Source organism: Streptomyces sp. NPDC005722 (assembly GCF_040630935.1).
In the GTDB taxonomy this organism is placed as follows: Bacteria; Actinomycetota; Actinomycetes; order Streptomycetales; family Streptomycetaceae; genus Actinacidiphila.
In genome coordinates, this window is the sequence record NZ_JBEXYN010000001.1 from 377,981 (window position 1) to 392,456 (window position 14,476).

Annotated in this window: 14 protein-coding genes; 6 read left to right on the top strand and 8 right to left on the bottom strand. The window is 75.4% G+C overall.

Going from position 1 to position 14,476, the window contains the following annotated elements; genetic code table 11:
- Positions 1-19 precede the first annotated feature (19 nt).
- The gene (locus ABZ479_RS01745) at positions 20-796 is read left to right on the top strand and encodes an SDR family oxidoreductase (protein WP_500459405.1); all 777 of its coding nucleotides are present in this window, start codon (positions 20-22) and stop codon (positions 794-796) included.
- A complete protein-coding gene (locus tag ABZ479_RS01750) occupies positions 793-1,734 on the top strand; it encodes an SDR family oxidoreductase (RefSeq protein ID WP_500459297.1) in 942 nt (313 codons plus the stop codon). Before ABZ479_RS01745 ends, ABZ479_RS01750 begins: the two co-directional genes overlap by 4 nt.
- 493 nt (positions 1,735-2,227) lie before the next feature.
- Here the strand turns inward: ABZ479_RS01750 and ABZ479_RS01755 are convergent, their stop codons facing one another.
- Genes ABZ479_RS01755 through ABZ479_RS01765 form a run of 3 tightly spaced genes read right to left on the bottom strand, consistent with a single transcriptional unit; the run spans position 2,228 to position 4,884 of the window.
- Positions 2,228-3,385, bottom strand: coding sequence for an acetyl-CoA C-acetyltransferase (locus tag ABZ479_RS01755; RefSeq protein ID WP_500459299.1), 1,158 nt, complete (start codon positions 3,383-3,385; stop codon positions 2,228-2,230).
- Between the two features lie 49 nt (positions 3,386-3,434).
- On the bottom strand, positions 3,435-4,082 hold the full coding sequence (locus ABZ479_RS01760; RefSeq protein WP_500459301.1) for a TetR/AcrR family transcriptional regulator: 648 nt from the start codon (positions 4,080-4,082) through the stop codon (positions 3,435-3,437).
- Positions 4,083-4,098: 16 nt separating this feature from the next.
- Positions 4,099-4,884, bottom strand: a complete 786-nt coding sequence (locus tag ABZ479_RS01765; RefSeq protein ID WP_500459302.1) for an SDR family oxidoreductase — start codon at positions 4,882-4,884, stop codon at positions 4,099-4,101.
- 47 nt (positions 4,885-4,931) lie between these two features.
- On the opposite strand from ABZ479_RS01765, the gene ABZ479_RS01770 reads away from it, so the two are divergent.
- Together ABZ479_RS01770 and ABZ479_RS01775 are read left to right on the top strand one after the other, a co-directional pair.
- The gene (locus ABZ479_RS01770) at positions 4,932-6,083 is read left to right on the top strand and encodes an acyl-CoA dehydrogenase family protein (RefSeq protein ID WP_500459304.1); all 1,152 of its coding nucleotides are present in this window, start codon (positions 4,932-4,934) and stop codon (positions 6,081-6,083) included.
- A 228-nt stretch (positions 6,084-6,311) separates the two neighbouring features.
- Positions 6,312-7,292, top strand: coding sequence for an acyl-CoA dehydrogenase family protein (locus tag ABZ479_RS01775; RefSeq protein WP_500459306.1), 981 nt, complete (start codon positions 6,312-6,314; stop codon positions 7,290-7,292).
- A 13-nt stretch (positions 7,293-7,305) separates the two neighbouring features.
- On the opposite strand, the gene ABZ479_RS01780 is transcribed toward ABZ479_RS01775, so the two are convergent.
- Entirely contained in the window at positions 7,306-10,026 is a 2,721-nt protein-coding gene (locus ABZ479_RS01780; protein ID WP_500459308.1) for a SpoIIE family protein phosphatase, read from the bottom strand.
- Positions 10,027-10,176: 150 nt separating this feature from the next.
- A complete protein-coding gene (locus tag ABZ479_RS01785; protein ID WP_499611695.1) occupies positions 10,177-10,803 on the bottom strand; it encodes a histidine phosphatase family protein in 627 nt (208 codons plus the stop codon).
- A 383-nt stretch (positions 10,804-11,186) separates the two neighbouring features.
- Here ABZ479_RS01785 and ABZ479_RS01790 point away from each other — a divergent pair, with 383 nt between their 5' ends.
- A complete protein-coding gene (locus ABZ479_RS01790; protein ID WP_500459310.1) occupies positions 11,187-11,474 on the top strand; it encodes a hypothetical protein in 288 nt (95 codons plus the stop codon).
- On the opposite strand, the gene ABZ479_RS01795 is transcribed toward ABZ479_RS01790, so the two are convergent.
- On the bottom strand, positions 11,471-12,775 hold the full coding sequence (locus ABZ479_RS01795) for an RNA polymerase sigma factor (protein WP_500459312.1): 1,305 nt from the start codon (positions 12,773-12,775) through the stop codon (positions 11,471-11,473). The genes ABZ479_RS01790 and ABZ479_RS01795 overlap by 4 nt on opposite strands.
- Before the next feature lie 51 nt (positions 12,776-12,826).
- Positions 12,827-13,192 carry a YciI family protein gene (locus ABZ479_RS01800; protein WP_499602729.1) on the bottom strand — a complete coding sequence of 122 codons (366 nt, stop codon included), beginning with the start codon at positions 13,190-13,192 and terminating at the stop codon, positions 12,827-12,829.
- Between the two features lie 191 nt (positions 13,193-13,383).
- On the opposite strand from ABZ479_RS01800, the gene ABZ479_RS01805 reads away from it, so the two are divergent.
- Entirely contained in the window at positions 13,384-13,674 is a 291-nt protein-coding gene (locus ABZ479_RS01805) for a hypothetical protein (protein ID WP_500459407.1), read from the top strand.
- 60 nt (positions 13,675-13,734) lie between these two features.
- Here ABZ479_RS01805 and ABZ479_RS01810 read toward each other — a convergent pair whose 3' ends face one another.
- Positions 13,735-14,211 (bottom strand): hypothetical protein, encoded by a 477-nt coding sequence (locus ABZ479_RS01810; RefSeq protein WP_500459314.1) that lies wholly within the window; start codon positions 14,209-14,211, stop codon positions 13,735-13,737.
- Positions 14,212-14,476: the final 265 nt, after the last annotated feature.

Genomic DNA, 14,476 nt, shown 5'->3' on the forward strand with positions numbered 1-14,476 from the left:
AAGGTACTCCGGCGTGAGCATGAGTGTCGATCTGTCGGACCGGGTCGCCGTCGTGACCGGCGGCACGCGGGGGGTCGGCGCCGGCATCGCCCGGGCGTTCGCGGAGGCCGGCGCCCGCGTCGTGGTCTGCGCCCGCCGTCCGCCGCCCCGCGAGTCCCCGCACGGGGCCGACTTCCACGCGGTGGACCTGCGCGACCCCGCCGCCGCGGCCGAGGTCCTCGGCGCCGTGGGGGAGGCGTACGGCCGCATCGACGTCCTCGTCAACAACGCGGGCGGGACGCCTTACCGGATGCTCGGCGAGGCGGCCGCCGAACGGCACGCGCGGGTCGTCGAGCTCAACCTGCTCGCGCCGCTCAACGCCTCCCTCGCCGTCCGCCCGGTGATGGCCGGTCAGCCCGGTGGCGGTGCGGTCGTGATGATCGGCAGCGTCAGCGGCGGGCGCCCCTCACCGGGCACGGCGGCCTACGGCGCCGCAAAGGCGGGGCTGGAGAGCCTGGCCCGCTCCATGGCCGTCGAATGGGCCCCGCTGATCCGCGTCAACACCCTGGTGCTCGGCATGGTCCGCACGGAGTCGGCGCACCTGCACTACGGCGACGAGGACGGCGTCGCCGCGGTCGGGCGCACGGTGCCGCTCGGCCGGCTCGCCGAGCCGGCGGAGGTGGGGGACGCGTGCGTCTTCCTCGCCTCCGACCGCGCCCGCTACATCAGCGGCGCCAGCCTGCACCTGCACGGCGGAGGGGAGGCCCCGGCGTTCCTCGCCGCGGCCCGGGACGGAGACGGAAGGGGAACGGGATGACGGCGGAGGACGGCTCCACGGGTGTCTGCGCCGGTCGCGTGGTCGCCGTCACCGGTGCGGGGCGCGGGCTGGGCCGGGCGCACGCGCTCGCGTTCGCCGCCGAGGGCGCCCGGGTCGTGGTCAACGACCTCGGCGCCGGGCCGGACGGCGCCGGGAGTTCGGCCGCGCCCGCCCAAGAGGTCGCCGCGCAGATCCGCGCCCGGGGCGGCGAGGCCGTCGTCCACGACGGCGACATCGCCACCGCGCCGGGTGCGGCGTCCCTCGTCGCCGCCGCCCTGGAGGCCTTCGGCAGGCTGGACACGCTCGTCAACAACGCGGGTTTCCTGCGCGACCGGATGCTCGTCAACCTGGACGCGGACGACTGGGACGCCGTCCTGCGGGTCCACCTCACCGGCCACTTCCTGCCGCTCAGGCACGCGGCGGCGCACTGGCGGGCCGAGGCCCGCGCGGGCCGCACCCCTGACGCGCGGATCGTCAACACCACCTCCGGCGCCGGGTTGCTGGGCAGCGTCGGGCAGGGCAACTACGCGGCGGCCAAGGCCGGCGTCGTCGGCCTGACCCTGGTGGCCGCCGCGGAACTGGCGCGGTACGGGGTGCGGGTCAACGCCGTCGCCCCGGCGGCCCGGACCCGGATGACCGAGGCGGTCTTCGCCGACACCATGGCGGCGCCCGGGGGCGGCGCCTTCGACGTCATGGCGCCGGACAACGTCTCACCGCTCGTCGTCTGGCTCGGCTCGGCCGCCTCCGCCGCGGTCACCGGACGGGTCTTCGAGGCCGCGGGCGGCCGCATCACGGTCATGGAGGGCTGGCGTCCGGGGCCCACCGCCGACCGGGGGGCCCGCTGGACGCCCGCGGAGGCGGGGGAGGCCGCCGTGAAACTGCTCGCTGCGGCGGAGCCCCCCGGGCGCGTGTACGGGGCGCGGGCGGACGGTCACTGACGGCCTGTCGGCGGCACGGGTGCCCGGGGCCGGGAGGCGGCCCCGGGCAGGTGCGCCACTGCGCCGGTGCGGCGGCCGTGGTGCACCGGGCCGTGCGCGCGGACTGCCGTACCGGGGCGGCCCGGGCGGCCTCGGGTACCCGTATCGCCAACAGTGGCGACGTCGGCCTGGCCGCCGGTGAGGCGTCGCCTGGCCCGCCCGGAGCGGCCGGCGCGATGGAACCGACGTGGTTGCCGGCCTCCCAGGGCCGGGCGGGCCCCCGGTGCCTTGGACGAGCGGGACCGTCGGGGCGCGCCCTCCGTTTCCCGGTCTCCGACCGCGGCTCCACGGCGGCACCCGCGGAAGGCGGGCGGGGCCCATCGCAGGAAGCGGGCCGGGTCGATGCGGGAGCGTCGACGCACACCGGGCCGAGGGCCGGGCGTACCCCGGCGCCGTACCGGCCGTACGCCGGCGAGGGCGCCGGCCCCGCTGACACGGAGGCGCCGGCGCGCCCTCAGAGGCGTTCGATGATGGTGACGTTGGCCTGGCCGCCGCCCTCGCACATCGTCTGGAGGCCGAAGCGCCCTCCGGTGCGTTCCAGTTCGTGCAGGAGGCTGGTCATGAGCTTCACACCGGTGGCGCCGAGCGGATGGCCCAGCGCGATGGCGCCGCCGTTGACGTTGACGCGGGCGGGGTCGGCGCCGGTCTCCTTGAGCCAGGCCAGGACGACGGGGGCGAAGGCCTCGTTGATCTCGACCAGGTCGATGTCGTCGATGGTCATCCCGGTCTTCTTCAGCGCGTGCGCGGTCGCCGGAATGGGCGCGGACAGCATGCGGATGGGGTCCTCGCCGCGCACCGACAGGTGGTGGACCCGGGCCCGCGGGGTGAGCCCGTGCTCGCGGACCGCGCGCCCGGAGGCGACGAGCATCGCGGCGGCCCCGTCGGAGACCTGGGAGGCGAGGGCCGCGGTCAGCCGGCCGCCCTCCACCAGGGGGGCGAGGCCGGCCATCTTCTCCAGGGTGGTGTCCCGGCGCGGCCCCTCGTCGGCCGTGACCCCGGCGTACGGGACGAGCTCGCGGTCGAAGCGGCCCCCGTCGGCGGCGGCGATCGCGCGCCGGTGGGAGCCCAGCGCGAACTCCTCCATGGCCTCACGGGTGATGCCCCACTTGGCGGCGATGAGCTCCGCGCCGTGGAACTGGCTCACCGGGGTGCTCCCGTAGCGGGCGCGCCAGCCCTCGGAGCCGGAGAACGGGCCCCCGGTCATGCCGAGCGGTTCGACGGCACGGTGGTTGGCGTAGCCGATGGGGATGGCCGACATGTTCTGGACGCCGCCCGCCACGACGAGGTCCTGGGTGCCGGACAGCACGCCCTGGGCGGCGAAGTGGACGGCCTGCTGGGAGGAACCGCACTGGCGGTCGACGGTGACCCCGGGGACCTCCTCGGGCAGTCCGGCCGCCAGCCAGCTGGTGCGGGCGATGTCGCCCGCCTGCGGGCCGACCTGGTCGAGGCAGCCGAAGACGACGTCCTCGACCGCGGCCGGGTCCACCCCGGAACGTTCCAGCAGCGCCTTCAGCACATGGGCGCCGAGGTCGGCGGGGTGGACCGCGGACAGCCCGCCGCCGCGCCGGCCGACCGGCGTGCGGACCGCTTCGACGATGTAGGCCTCGGCCATGACTGCTCCTTGATGGGGACCGGGTGCCGGACCGGTGGCGGCGGCGCCGTCACTCCCGGACGGCGACGCCGTCCAGCACCATGGACAGGTACTGCCGGGCGATCTCCTCGGGGCTGTGCTGCCCGCCCGGCCGGTACCAGGACGCCGCGACCCACACGGTGTCGCGGATGAAGCGGTACGCCAGCCTCAGGTCGAGGTCGGCGCGGAACACCCCGGCGGCGGCGCCGCGTTCCAGGGTCCCGAGCCAGAGCCGCTCGAACCGCCGCTGGGAATCGGCGAGGTAGCCGAAGCGCGGCTCCGACGACGCCAGGTGCCGGGCCTCCCGCTGGTAGATCGCGACCGCGTCCAGGTGCCGGTCGATCTCCCGGAAGGACTCGGTGACCAGGGCCTCGACGGTCTCCCGTGGACCGAGCCCGGCCGCGAGGACGCCCTCGTAACCGGCCCACAGCTCGTCCAGGAAGCCCGCGAGGATCTCGTCCAGCATCGACTCCTTGGAGTCGAAGTGGTAGTAGAGGCTGCCCGCGAGCATCCCCGCCTCGTCCGCGATGCGCCGGACGGTGGTGGCGTCGTAGCCCTGCGCGGCGAACACCCGGGCGGCGATGGCGAGGAGTTCCGCGCGGCGCCCGTCAGGGGCGGCAGCGCCGCTCGCGGGGCTCTTGGCGGTCCTGGGCGTGGTCTTCGGCGTCGTCTTCGGCACGGGGATCATTCTCGCTTCACGCGTGCTGGCTGCTCACCGGGACGACCTCTCCGGTCATGTACGAGGAGTAGCCGGAGGCGAGGAAGACGATCACGTTGGCGACCTCCCAGGGTTCCGCGGGGCGGCCGAAGGCCTCGCGAGCGGTCAGTTCCTCCAGCAGACCGGGGCCGGTCACCTTCACCAGGTGCGGGTGCATGGCGAGGCTGGGGGAGACGGCGTTGACCCGCACCCCGTACGCCGCCGCCTCCATCGCCGCGCAGCGGGTCAGCGCCATGACGCCCGCCTTGGCCGCGGCGTAGTGCGCCTGCCCGGCCTGGGCGCGCCAGCCGGCGACGGAGGCGTTGTTGACGATGACGCCACCGGCCCCGGAGGCCTTCATCCGGCGCAGGGCGGCGCGGGTGCAGCGGAAGGTGCCGTTCAAGGTGACGTCCAGGACCTTCCCCCACTGGGCGTCGGTCATCTCGGTCAGTTCGGCGGTGCCGCCGAGGCCGGCGTTGTTGACGACGACGTCCAGCCGGCCGTGCCGCCGTTCCGCGAGGTCGAGCAGGGCCGCGACCTGGGCCTCGTCCGTGACGTCGCAAGGGAGCCCGGCGACCCGGTCGGGCCCGAACTCGTCCGCCAGCGTGGCCGTGCACTCCGCCAGCCGCCGCGCGTGGGCGTCGCCCACCACCACCCGGGCGCCCTCCTCCAGGAGGCGCCGGACCGTCGCGCCGCCGATGCCGGCGCCCGCCGCGGCGGTGACGACCGCGGTGCGGTCCGCCAGCAGCGCGTGGCCCGGCAGGTACGGGGGTGGTGGAGTCACGCCACCGACGTTAATCTACCAAACACTTGTTAGGGAAGGGGGAGCGGGTGGACCTCGACGTCACCCCGGAGGAACGGTCCTTCCGGCGCCAGGCCCGGGACTGGCTCGCCGCGCACGTCCCCGCCGTCCCGCTGCCCTCCCTGGAGACGGCCGAGGGCTTCGCCGCCCACCGCGCCTGGGAGCGGCGGCTGGCCGCCGGCCGCTGGTCGGTCGTCTCCTGGCCCGCCGCCTACGGGGGGCGTGACGCGACGCTCGCGCAGTGGCTGCTCTTCGAGGAGGAGTACCACGCCGCCGGGGCGCCCGGCCGGGTCGGCCAGAACGGCGTCAGCCTGCTCGGGCCCACCCTCCTGGAACACGGCACCCAGGAGCAGCGCGACCGCGTCCTGCCGCCCATGGCGCGCGGCGAGGTGATCTGGGCGCAGGCCTGGTCCGAGCCGGAGGCGGGCTCCGACCTGGCGTCGCTGCGCTCCACCGCCACCCGCACCGACGGCGGCTGGCTGCTGCGCGGCCAGAAGACCTGGTCCTCCCGTGCCGCCTTCGCCGACCGCGCCTTCGGGCTGTTCCGCAGCCACCCCGAGGCGCCGCGGCCGCACCAGGGGCTGACCTACCTGATGTTCGGGCTCGACGCGCCCGGGGTGACCGTGCGGCCGATCGCCCGCCTCGACGGGAAGCCGGCGTTCGCCGAACTCTTCCTGGACGACGTCTTCGTGCCGGACGCCGATGTCATCGGCGCCCCCGGCGACGGCTGGCGGGTCGCCATGAACACGGCGGCCGACGAGCGCGGCCTCACCTTGCGCAGCCCCGGCCGCTTCACGGCGTCCGCACGCCGCCTCGCCGCCCTGTGGCACGCGCGCGGCGAGGACGCGGACCTGGCCGCCGCCGACCGCGTCGCGGACGCCCTGATCGGCGCCCGCGCGTACCAACTGGCCGCCTACGCGGGCGCCGCCCGCGCCGCCGAGGGCGCCGCCCCGGAGGCCGGGGCGGCCAGCCTCACCAAGGTGTTCTGGTCCGAACTGGACATCGCCCTCCACGAGACCGCCCTGGACCTGCTCGGCCCCCTCGGGGAGGCCGCCGGCGGCCCCTGGGCCGAGGGCTGGGTCTTCGCCCTGGCCGGGCCGGTGTACGCGGGTACGAACGAGATCCAGCGCGACATCATCGCCGAGCGGTTGCTCGGGTTGCCGAAGGGACGCCGCCGATGAGGGCCCTGCCGGGTGCGGGTGCGGGTGGCGGTTGTGGCGGGGCGGCCCGGGCGCCCCGGGCCGGGGCCGTGGGGGCGGTGTGTGCCGGTCGCGGTACGGGTGGGGCGTGGTCGGTGAGGGGAGGCCGTCCGTGAGGTTGCTGTTGATCGTGGGGCGGGCGGACTGCGTTCGCAGCGTGGACCGCGTGCCGGCGGCCCGTGGGGCGTGGTCGGCGGGGGGAGGGCGGCCGTGAGGTTCCTGCCGTCCGCCGAGCAGGCGGACTTCGTCCGCAGCCTGGACCGGATGCTTGCGGCCGCCGGGACGCCCGGTACGGCCCGGGCCTGGGCGGCGGGGGAGCACGGGCCGGGGCGGCGGCTGTGGGCGCGGCTGGCCGGTGCCGGGCTCTTCGCGCTGGCCGTGCCGGAGGCGTACGAGGGCTACGGGGCGCGTCCCGTCGAGCTCGCCCTCGCCTTCGTGGAGCTGGGGCGGCACGCCGTGCCCGGGCCGCTCGCCGAGACGGTGGCCGCGGCCGCGCTCCTGGAGGCGCTGCCCGACCCGGGGCCGGCCGAGGAGTGGCTGCCCCGCGTCGCCGAGGGGCGGGCCCTGCTCGGTCTCGCCGATCCGGAGGGCGGCCACGCCCTCGACGCCGACGCCGCCGACGGCGTCCTGCTCGTGAGCGGGGACCGGCTGCTCCTGGCCCGCGAGCACGGTCCGCCGCTGGCCTCCCTCGACCCCGTACGGCGCCTGGCCCGGCCGCGGCAGGACACCGCGGCCGTGCTGGCCACCGGGCCCGCCGTCGTGGCCGCGGCCGCCCGCGCCGCCGACCGGGCCACCCTCGTCACCGCGGCCCAGGCACTCGGCGTCGGGCTCGCGCTGCTGGCCCGCACGGTCGAGCACGTACGGCGGCGCCACCAGTTCGGCGTCCCGGTCGGCTCCTTCCAGGCCGTCAAGCACCGGCTGGCCGACACCCTGATCGCCCTGGAGTTCGCCCGGCCGCTGCTGCACGGCGCCGCCGTGACCGGCACCGGAGCCGACGTCGCCGCCGCGAAGGTGGCGTGCGGCGAGGCCGCGTACCGGGCGGCACGCACCGCGCTGCAACTGCACGGTGCCCTCGGCTACACCGCCGAGTACGACCTGTCCCTGTGGCTGACCAAGGCCCGCGCGCTGCGCTCCGCCTGGGGCACGCCCGCCCGCTGCCGGGCGCGGGTGCTGGCGGAGACGCCCCGGTGAACCCCCGGTGCCTTCACCGCGTCGTGGCGTCGACCGCGCCCGTCAGCCGCATGCCCGCGGCAAGGGCGCGGTCCGCCCAGGCGGGCAGCGGCTGCTCGGCCCAGATCACCTTGCCCCAGGGCGTGTAACGGGTGCCCCAGCGCTCGGCGACCTGGGCGACGAGGAACAGCCCGCGGCCGCCCTCGTCGGTGGTGGCGGCGTAGCGCAGGTGCGGCGAGGTGCTGCTGCCGTCGGACACCTCGCAGGTCAGGGTGCGGTCCAGCAGCAGCCGCACCCTGATGGGCGCGGAACCGTAGCGGATCGCGTTGGTGATGAGTTCGCTGAGCACCAGCTCCATGCCGAACGCCAGTTCCGACAGGCCCCACTCGTCCAGCTTCTCCGCGACGGCGGCCCGCATCCCCGACACGGCCGCGGGATCGACCGGCACCTCCCATTCGGCGACGTGGTCGGCGGGCGTGGCGCGGGTGCGGGCGATGAGGAGGGCCACGTCGTCCTTGGGGCGGCCCGGCAGCAGCGCCTCCAGCACGGCCTGGCAGCTCTCCTCGGGCGGCCGGTCCGGGTGGGCGGCCAGGGCCCGCCCCAGCATCGCCATGCCGACGTCGAGGTCCCGGGTGCGGTCCTCGATCAGCCCGTCGGTGTACAGGACGAGCTGCGTGCCCTCCGCCAGCTCCAGTTCCGCGGTCTGGAACGGCATGCCGCCCAGGCCCAGCGGCGGCCCGGCCGGCAGGTCGGGGAACTCCACGCCGCCGTCGGGGCGTACCAGCGCGGGCGGGTGGTGTCCGGCCCTGGCCATCGCGCAGCGCCGCGAGACGGGGTCGTAGATGGCGTACAGGCAGGTGGCGCCCATGACGCCGGCGCCGACACCGGTGCCGGACTCGTCCTGGTCGATGCGCCCGACCAGGTCGTCGAGGTGGCCGAGGAGCTCGTCGGGCGGCAGGTCGAGGGTGGAGAAGTTGTGCACGGCGGTGCGCAGCCGTCCCATGGTGGCGGCGGCGTGCAGCCCGTGCCCCACGACGTCGCCGACGACCAGCGCCACCCGGTTGCCCGGGAGCGGGATGACGTCGAACCAGTCGCCGCTGACGCCGGACTGCGCGGGCAGGTAGCGGTGCGCCACGTCCAGCGCGCTCTGCTCGGGCAGCGCGCGCGGCAGGAGGCTGCGCTGCAGGGTGACGGCCAGGGCGTGCTCGCGGGTGTAGCGGCGCGCGTTGTCGATGTTGATCGCGGCCCGGGCCACCAGCTCCTCGGCGAGCGAGAGGTCGTCCTCGTCGAAGGGCTCCGGCTTCTCGGACCGCCAGAAGTTGGCGATGCCCAGCACCACGCCGCGGGCCTTGAGCGGGGCCGCGATCAGCGAGTGGATGCCGTAGCCGACGACCCGGTCGGTGCGCTCGGGGTCCTGGGCGAGCCAGCCCGGGTCCGAGGACAGGTCGGGGACGATCTCCGAGCGGCCGCTGCCGAAGCCCCGCGCCTGCGGGGTGGAGGGCAGGAAGTCGATCAGCTTGCCGAGCGGGTAGAGCGGGGCGTCGGAGCGGATGCCGTTGACGGCCGTACGGCGCATGTCGGAGCCGGCGGCGCCGCTCGGCTCCTCGCCGCGCAGCACCGGGTCGGCCAGGTCGACGGTGACGAAGTCGGCGAAGCGCGGCACGGCGACCTGGGCCAGCTCCTCGGCGGTGCGCACCACGTCGAGGGTCGTGCCGATGCCCAGGCCCGCGTCGTAGAGCAGCTTGAGGCGTCCCCTGGCGGCCTCCGCGCGGCCGGACAGGGCCCGCAGCTCGGTGGAGTCGCGCAGGGTCGCGATGGAGCACTTGGGGCCGCCGTGGCGGCCGTTGGTGGGACGCTGGTTCACCGCCAGCAGGCGGTCGCCGGCCGGGAGCACCTCGTCGGTGGCCACGCGTCCTGAGGTCAGCAGCTCGACCGTGCCGGGGTCGAGCCCCGCGAGGTCCGGGATCCGCCGGCCCTCGGCGTCCGGGGCGAGGTCCAGCAGGCGCTTGGCCTCGTCGTTGGCGAGGAGCAGCCGCCCGTCGGCGTCGACGATGAGCACGCCCTCCCTTACGGAGTGCAGCACCGTGTCGTGGTGCTCGTACATGCGGGACATCTCGGCCGGGTCCAGGCGGTGGGTCTGCCGGCGCAGCCGTCTGGCGACCAGGGCCGTGCCGCCCATGGCCAGGGCGAGCGCGGCCGCGCCGGCGCCGAGGATGATCGGCAGCTGCCTGGCGACCACACCGGTCACGCTCTTCACCTTCATGCCGGCCGACACCAGCGCCACGACCTCGCCGTGCGGGTCGTCGACGGGGTCGAAGACGGGCACCACGGCCTGGACCTCGTGGCCGAGCGGACCGTGCACGCTCTCGGTGTGGACCCTGCCCTGCAGGGACGGCTCGATGGTGCCGACGAACCGCCGGCCGATCCGGTCGGGGATCGGGTGCGTGTAGCGGATGCCGGAGGTGTCCATCACCACGATGAAGTCGACCCCGGCCTCCTTGCGGGCCAGTTCGGTGATCGGCTGGAGGGTCTTGGAGGGGTCCGGCTCCTTCAGCACCTCGTCCAGGCCGGGGGAGCGCGCGAAGGTGCCGGCCGCCGCGATGGAGCGGTTGACGGCCTCCCGCTCGCCGTCGTGCCGGGACTGCAGGACGAGGGCGAACACCCCGCACGCGACGAGCAGCACGACGATCGCCACCTGCAGGATGAACACCTGTCCGGCGACGCTCCGCGGGCTCTTCTCGGTCAGTGACCGCATGGACACGCCCCGAATCGGTCGAAAACGTCGACCATGTCGACATTTCTAACACTGCCCGGGATCGCGTTGCCATAGGCCACAAGGTCCCCCGACCGGCGCCCGCCGCGGCGTCGGGTCCGGACACCGGCCGTGGGAACGGGGCGACCGCCCTCAGAAGTGCAGCTCGGCCGGGAAACCGGTCCAGCGCAGCTCCTCCGGGAGGTGCCGCATGTCGTTGAAGAGCAGCACCGAGTTCGGGCGGCCGGGGGTGTAGCGGATCACCGTCAGGGCGGCGTTGGCGTGGTTGAGGCTGAGCCAGCGCCAGCGGGGCGCGTCCAGCGCCGCCGAGACCAGCCAGCCGATCAGGAAGTTGTGCGTCACGACCAGCTCATGGTGCGCCTTGCCCGCCGCCATGGGCCCGGCGAACCGGGTCAGCGCCTCGGCGGCCAGCTGCGGCCCCCAGGCGCGCTCCTCGGGGGAGAAGTGGTCGAGGAAGCGGGAGAGGTAGTACGCGCTGTCCGGCGGCAGCTCGGACTCCGCGGGGAAGTACGGCGGGTAGTCCCCGGCGAGCTCGTGGGGCGCCACGGGCACCCCGCTCCCCAGTTGTTCGCCGATCATCGCGGCGGACTGCGCGGCCCTGGGCAGCGGACTGTGGTGGACGGCGGAGATCGGGGAGCCCTTCAGGCGCTCGCCGAGGAGCCCGGCCTGCCGGAAGCCGTTCTCCGTGAGTCCGCTCTCGTCCGGCAGCGCCTCGGCGTGCCGGGTGAGGTAGAGGTAGCGGCTCGCCGTTGCGGTCATGCCCTGCCCCTCTCGGGTGTCGATGACGATGGTTGTCCTGCGCGCGGTCGTCGCGTGGGGCGGGGGCCGTGCGGAGGGACGCTCCGGACCCCGGTGACGCGGCGGTCGCATGTGGCGACGCCCGGCGCACGGGCCGCGGTTCCCGCCGCGCCGTGGGCGGCACACCGCAGGATGATCCCATGAGCGGGAAGTATGTCCACCCGCTCGGCGGCCCCCGGTGAGGGCGCACGGTGGTCCGCACCACACCGAGGGGGGCGCGCGCCGCCCCGGGGGCCCGGCCGTCACCCGGGCCGCGGGCAACGGCCGTTGACGCGCGGATGCGGCGCGCGCCCGCCGCCGTACGATGAGGAAACGGGCCGTCGCCGAGACCGCGGGAGGCCGCCATGGGCAGGACGAGGGCGACCGCACGTCACTACGGGCTGTACGGGCTCGCCGCGGCGGTCGCGGTGGTGGTCGCGGTCGGGCTGGGCGTGCCGATCGGCGCGATCTTCATCCTCGCCGTGGCGCTGATGTGCCCGCTGATGATGTTCGTGATGCTGCACGCCCTGCGCGGGCCCGGGGCCCACCGGCACCCCGTCGTCGAGGCCATCGGCAGCGTCGCCGGCCGCCGCCGCGGCCGGTCGTCCGACACGCGTACGCCGGCCCTCGAGTCACGTGACGACACGCGCTAGCCGTCCCCGGCCGCCAGGCTCGCCCTCGCGGCGCGTTCCACCAGCAGGGCGCGTTCGCGCTCGTTGCGGGTCAGGGTGGCGGCGCGCAGGAACTCCGCACGCGCCTCGGCGTGCCGGCCGAGCCGTTCCAGCAGGTCTCCGCGGACGCTCGGCAGCAGGTGGTAGCCACGCAGCGACGGCTCGCCGGTGAGCCGGTCCACGAGCGCGAGCCCCTCCTCCGGCCCGTACGCCATGGTGACGGCGACCGCCCGGTTGAGCTCCACCACCGGGGTGGGCGTGCGCCGGGCCAGGGCGGCGTAGAGCTCCGCGATCCGCGGCCAGTCCGTGTCCCGCGCGTGCGGCGCGCGGGCGTGGCAGGCGGCGATGGCGGCCTGCAGTGTGTACGGACCCGGCGGGCCGCCCGCCGCCTCGGCGCGGGCCAGGGCCGCGAAGCCGCGCCGGATCAGCAACTGGTCCCAGCGCCGCCGGTCCTGGTCGGCGAGCAGCACCGGCTGCCCGTCCGGGCCGGTGCGGGCCGCCGCGCGCGACGCCTGGATCTCCAGCAGCGCGGCCAGTCCGTGCGCCTCCGGCTCCTTGGGCATCAGCCCCGCCAGCACCCTGGCCAGGCGCAGGGCGTCCTCGCACAGCGCGGGGCGCATCCAGTCGTCGCCCGCGGTCGCCGAGTAGCCCTCGTTGAAGACCAGGTAGATGACCTCCAGGACGGAGGAGAGCCGCTCGACCCGCTCGGGCCCGTGCGGCTGCTCGAAGGGCACGTCCGCCTTCGCCAGCGTCCGCTTCGCCCGGACGACGCGCTGGGCGACGGTCGCCTCCGGCACCAGGTAGGCGCGGGCGATCTCCGCGGTCGTCAGACCGCCGAGCAGCCGCAGCGTGAGCGCCACGCGGGCCTCGGTGGACAGCACCGGGTGGCAGGCGGTGAAGACCAGCCGCAGCAGGTCGTCCTCGATGTCGCCGTCGGCGGACGCCTCCGCCGCCGCGAAGTCCGGCTCGTACGCGAGGCCGCCCTCCAGGGAGTGGCCCAGTTCCTGGAGCTTGCGGGCGAAGACCTCCCGGCGGCGGACGAGGTCGATCGCGCGGTGCTTCGCCGTGGCCGTCAGCCAGGCGCCGGGGTTGGCCGGGACACCGTCCCCCGGCCACTGCTCCAGGGCCGCGACCAGGGCGTCCTGGGCGAGTTCCTCGGCGACGCCGATGTCGCGCACGATCCGCGCGACACCGGCGATCACCCGGGCCGACTCGATCCGCCACACCGCCTCGATCGCGCGGCGGGCGTCATCGGTACCTGGAGCCGGGGCCGTCACAGCCACCCATCACAGCAGCACCTCCCGGGGAGGGCAACCGGCGGCCGGCCGCGGCGCTCAGGAGAGCTCCGGGGCCTCCTCGACCTGCCGCAGCTCGCAGGTGATCTCCCAGGCGTCGCCGTGGATCTGCAGGAAGCGCTTGGTCCACTCCACGGCCTCCTCCTTCGACTTCGCCTGGACGATCGCGTAGCCGCCGATGAACTCCTTGGACTCGGTGAAGGGCCCGTCGATCACCGACAGCTTCCCGTGGTCCCAGTGCAGCCGCGTCCCCTCGGAGGTGGGCCGCAGACCCGCCGTGTCCAGCAGCACACCGGCCTTGGACATCTCCTCGATGAGCCGGCCCATCTCCTCCATCAGCCGCTCGTCGGGGCCGCCCTCGGGGACGTTGTCCTCGTTGATCCGGATCAGGGACATGAAACGCATGGCGTTCTCCTTCTTCGTGCGACGGCGGGATCCTTCCCCGCTCCTGCCTACGCGTCGAACGGGCGGCGCGCGGATCGACACGTCGGCGGACGTTTCTTTCCGCGGACCCGTCCGGGCCGGATCCGGGCCGCCGCTCACTCGGACCGGTGATATCCGGCGTCCTGTCCTGGACCGGGAGGAACCGGTCCGTGATGCTGATGCACGAGCGGCAGCGCCGCGCCCCGGACCGGAAGCCGCGCCGGGCCCGCGGTGACACGAAGGACGAGTGGATGACCCAGATCTTCTTCGCCGCCACCCCTTACGCGGCGGCGACCGTCACGGCGGCCATCCGGGCGGGGTTGTTCGGACCCCGTGGGGGGCGCCGCCGCCTCCTCGTGGTGAGCGACGGCTGCCCGGGGGCAGCCCGGTCCGTGCCGAGGCCCTGCGCCGTCATCCCGCCGTGCGCCGGATGGTGCGCGGCGCACGTGCGGTACGCGCCGTGAGCGTCGTGCGTGCCGTACGCGCCGGGCGGGCGCTGCGGGCGTGAACGGGACGCGGGCGGCTCACAGGGGCGCGGCGACGCGCGGCAGGAAGCGGGCGCCGGCGGTCAGCGCCTCCAGGCAGGCGATGTAGAGATATGCCGGCTGGGTGAGCCGGACGCCGCCCCTGGAGCAGATCCACAGGGCCGGGTGCCGGGCCGGCCGCCGCGGGTCGGCCGCGGCGAGCCACGCTCCCCGGGTGAGCAGGCGCAGCCCGAGCGGGGACCAGACGTCCCCGGCGAGCGGCGGCACGAGGAAGTACAGGTGGCCGCAGCGCCGGTCCCACATGACCGGCCCGACGGGCGCGGTGCCGTCCTGGAGCCGGGCGAGGACGTCGTGGCCCGGCCGTTCGGGAATCCTGACGGCGTCCCAGCGGTGGCCGGCCGGAAGCAGCGTCACCCTGTTCCTGGCGCGCGCCCACTCCTCGAGGTGGCGCCGCGGCCCGTCGGCCCCTCGGGCGAGCCATGCCGCGAGGGCGGGCCCGCAGAATTCGTCGCACATACCACTCCCGGGTTCTGCGGCAAGTGATCAGCGTGCGGACGGCGTCCGGCCGGGGAGAGCCGACGGAGGATGCATATATCTGCTGTCGGCATGTGCGGAGAGCAAAGCCCATGACGTTGAATCACTTGATCGGATGGGGCAAAAGCGGCCAGTTTTGGGCAACTGCGTTTCGGGGGCGTTGATCACCTCTAGATTCCGTCCGACGTGACCGCCGCCGGGCGTGACGCACCGCGTCCCGGAGCGTTGAAGGTACGGGTTTCGGAGG

Bases quoted from the DNA above. Each gene is read 5' to 3' on its own strand.
- ABZ479_RS01745 (WP_500459405.1), top strand. From the start codon at position 20: ATGAGTGTCGATCTGTCGGACCGGGTCGCCGTCGTGACCGGCGGCACG.
- ABZ479_RS01750 (WP_500459297.1), top strand. From the start codon at position 793: ATGACGGCGGAGGACGGCTCCACGGGTGTCTGCGCCGGTCGCGTGGTC.
- ABZ479_RS01755 (WP_500459299.1), bottom strand. From the start codon at position 3,385: ATGGCCGAGGCCTACATCGTCGAAGCGGTCCGCACGCCGGTCGGCCGG.
- ABZ479_RS01780 (WP_500459308.1), bottom strand. From the start codon at position 10,026: ATGCGGTCACTGACCGAGAAGAGCCCGCGGAGCGTCGCCGGACAGGTG.
- ABZ479_RS01785 (WP_499611695.1), bottom strand. From the start codon at position 10,803: ATGACCGCAACGGCGAGCCGCTACCTCTACCTCACCCGGCACGCCGAG.
- ABZ479_RS01790 (WP_500459310.1), top strand. From the start codon at position 11,187: ATGGGCAGGACGAGGGCGACCGCACGTCACTACGGGCTGTACGGGCTC.
- ABZ479_RS01800 (WP_499602729.1), bottom strand. From the start codon at position 13,192: ATGCGTTTCATGTCCCTGATCCGGATCAACGAGGACAACGTCCCCGAG.
- ABZ479_RS01805 (WP_500459407.1), top strand. From the start codon at position 13,384: ATGCTGATGCACGAGCGGCAGCGCCGCGCCCCGGACCGGAAGCCGCGC.
- ABZ479_RS01810 (WP_500459314.1), bottom strand. From the start codon at position 14,211: ATGTGCGACGAATTCTGCGGGCCCGCCCTCGCGGCATGGCTCGCCCGA.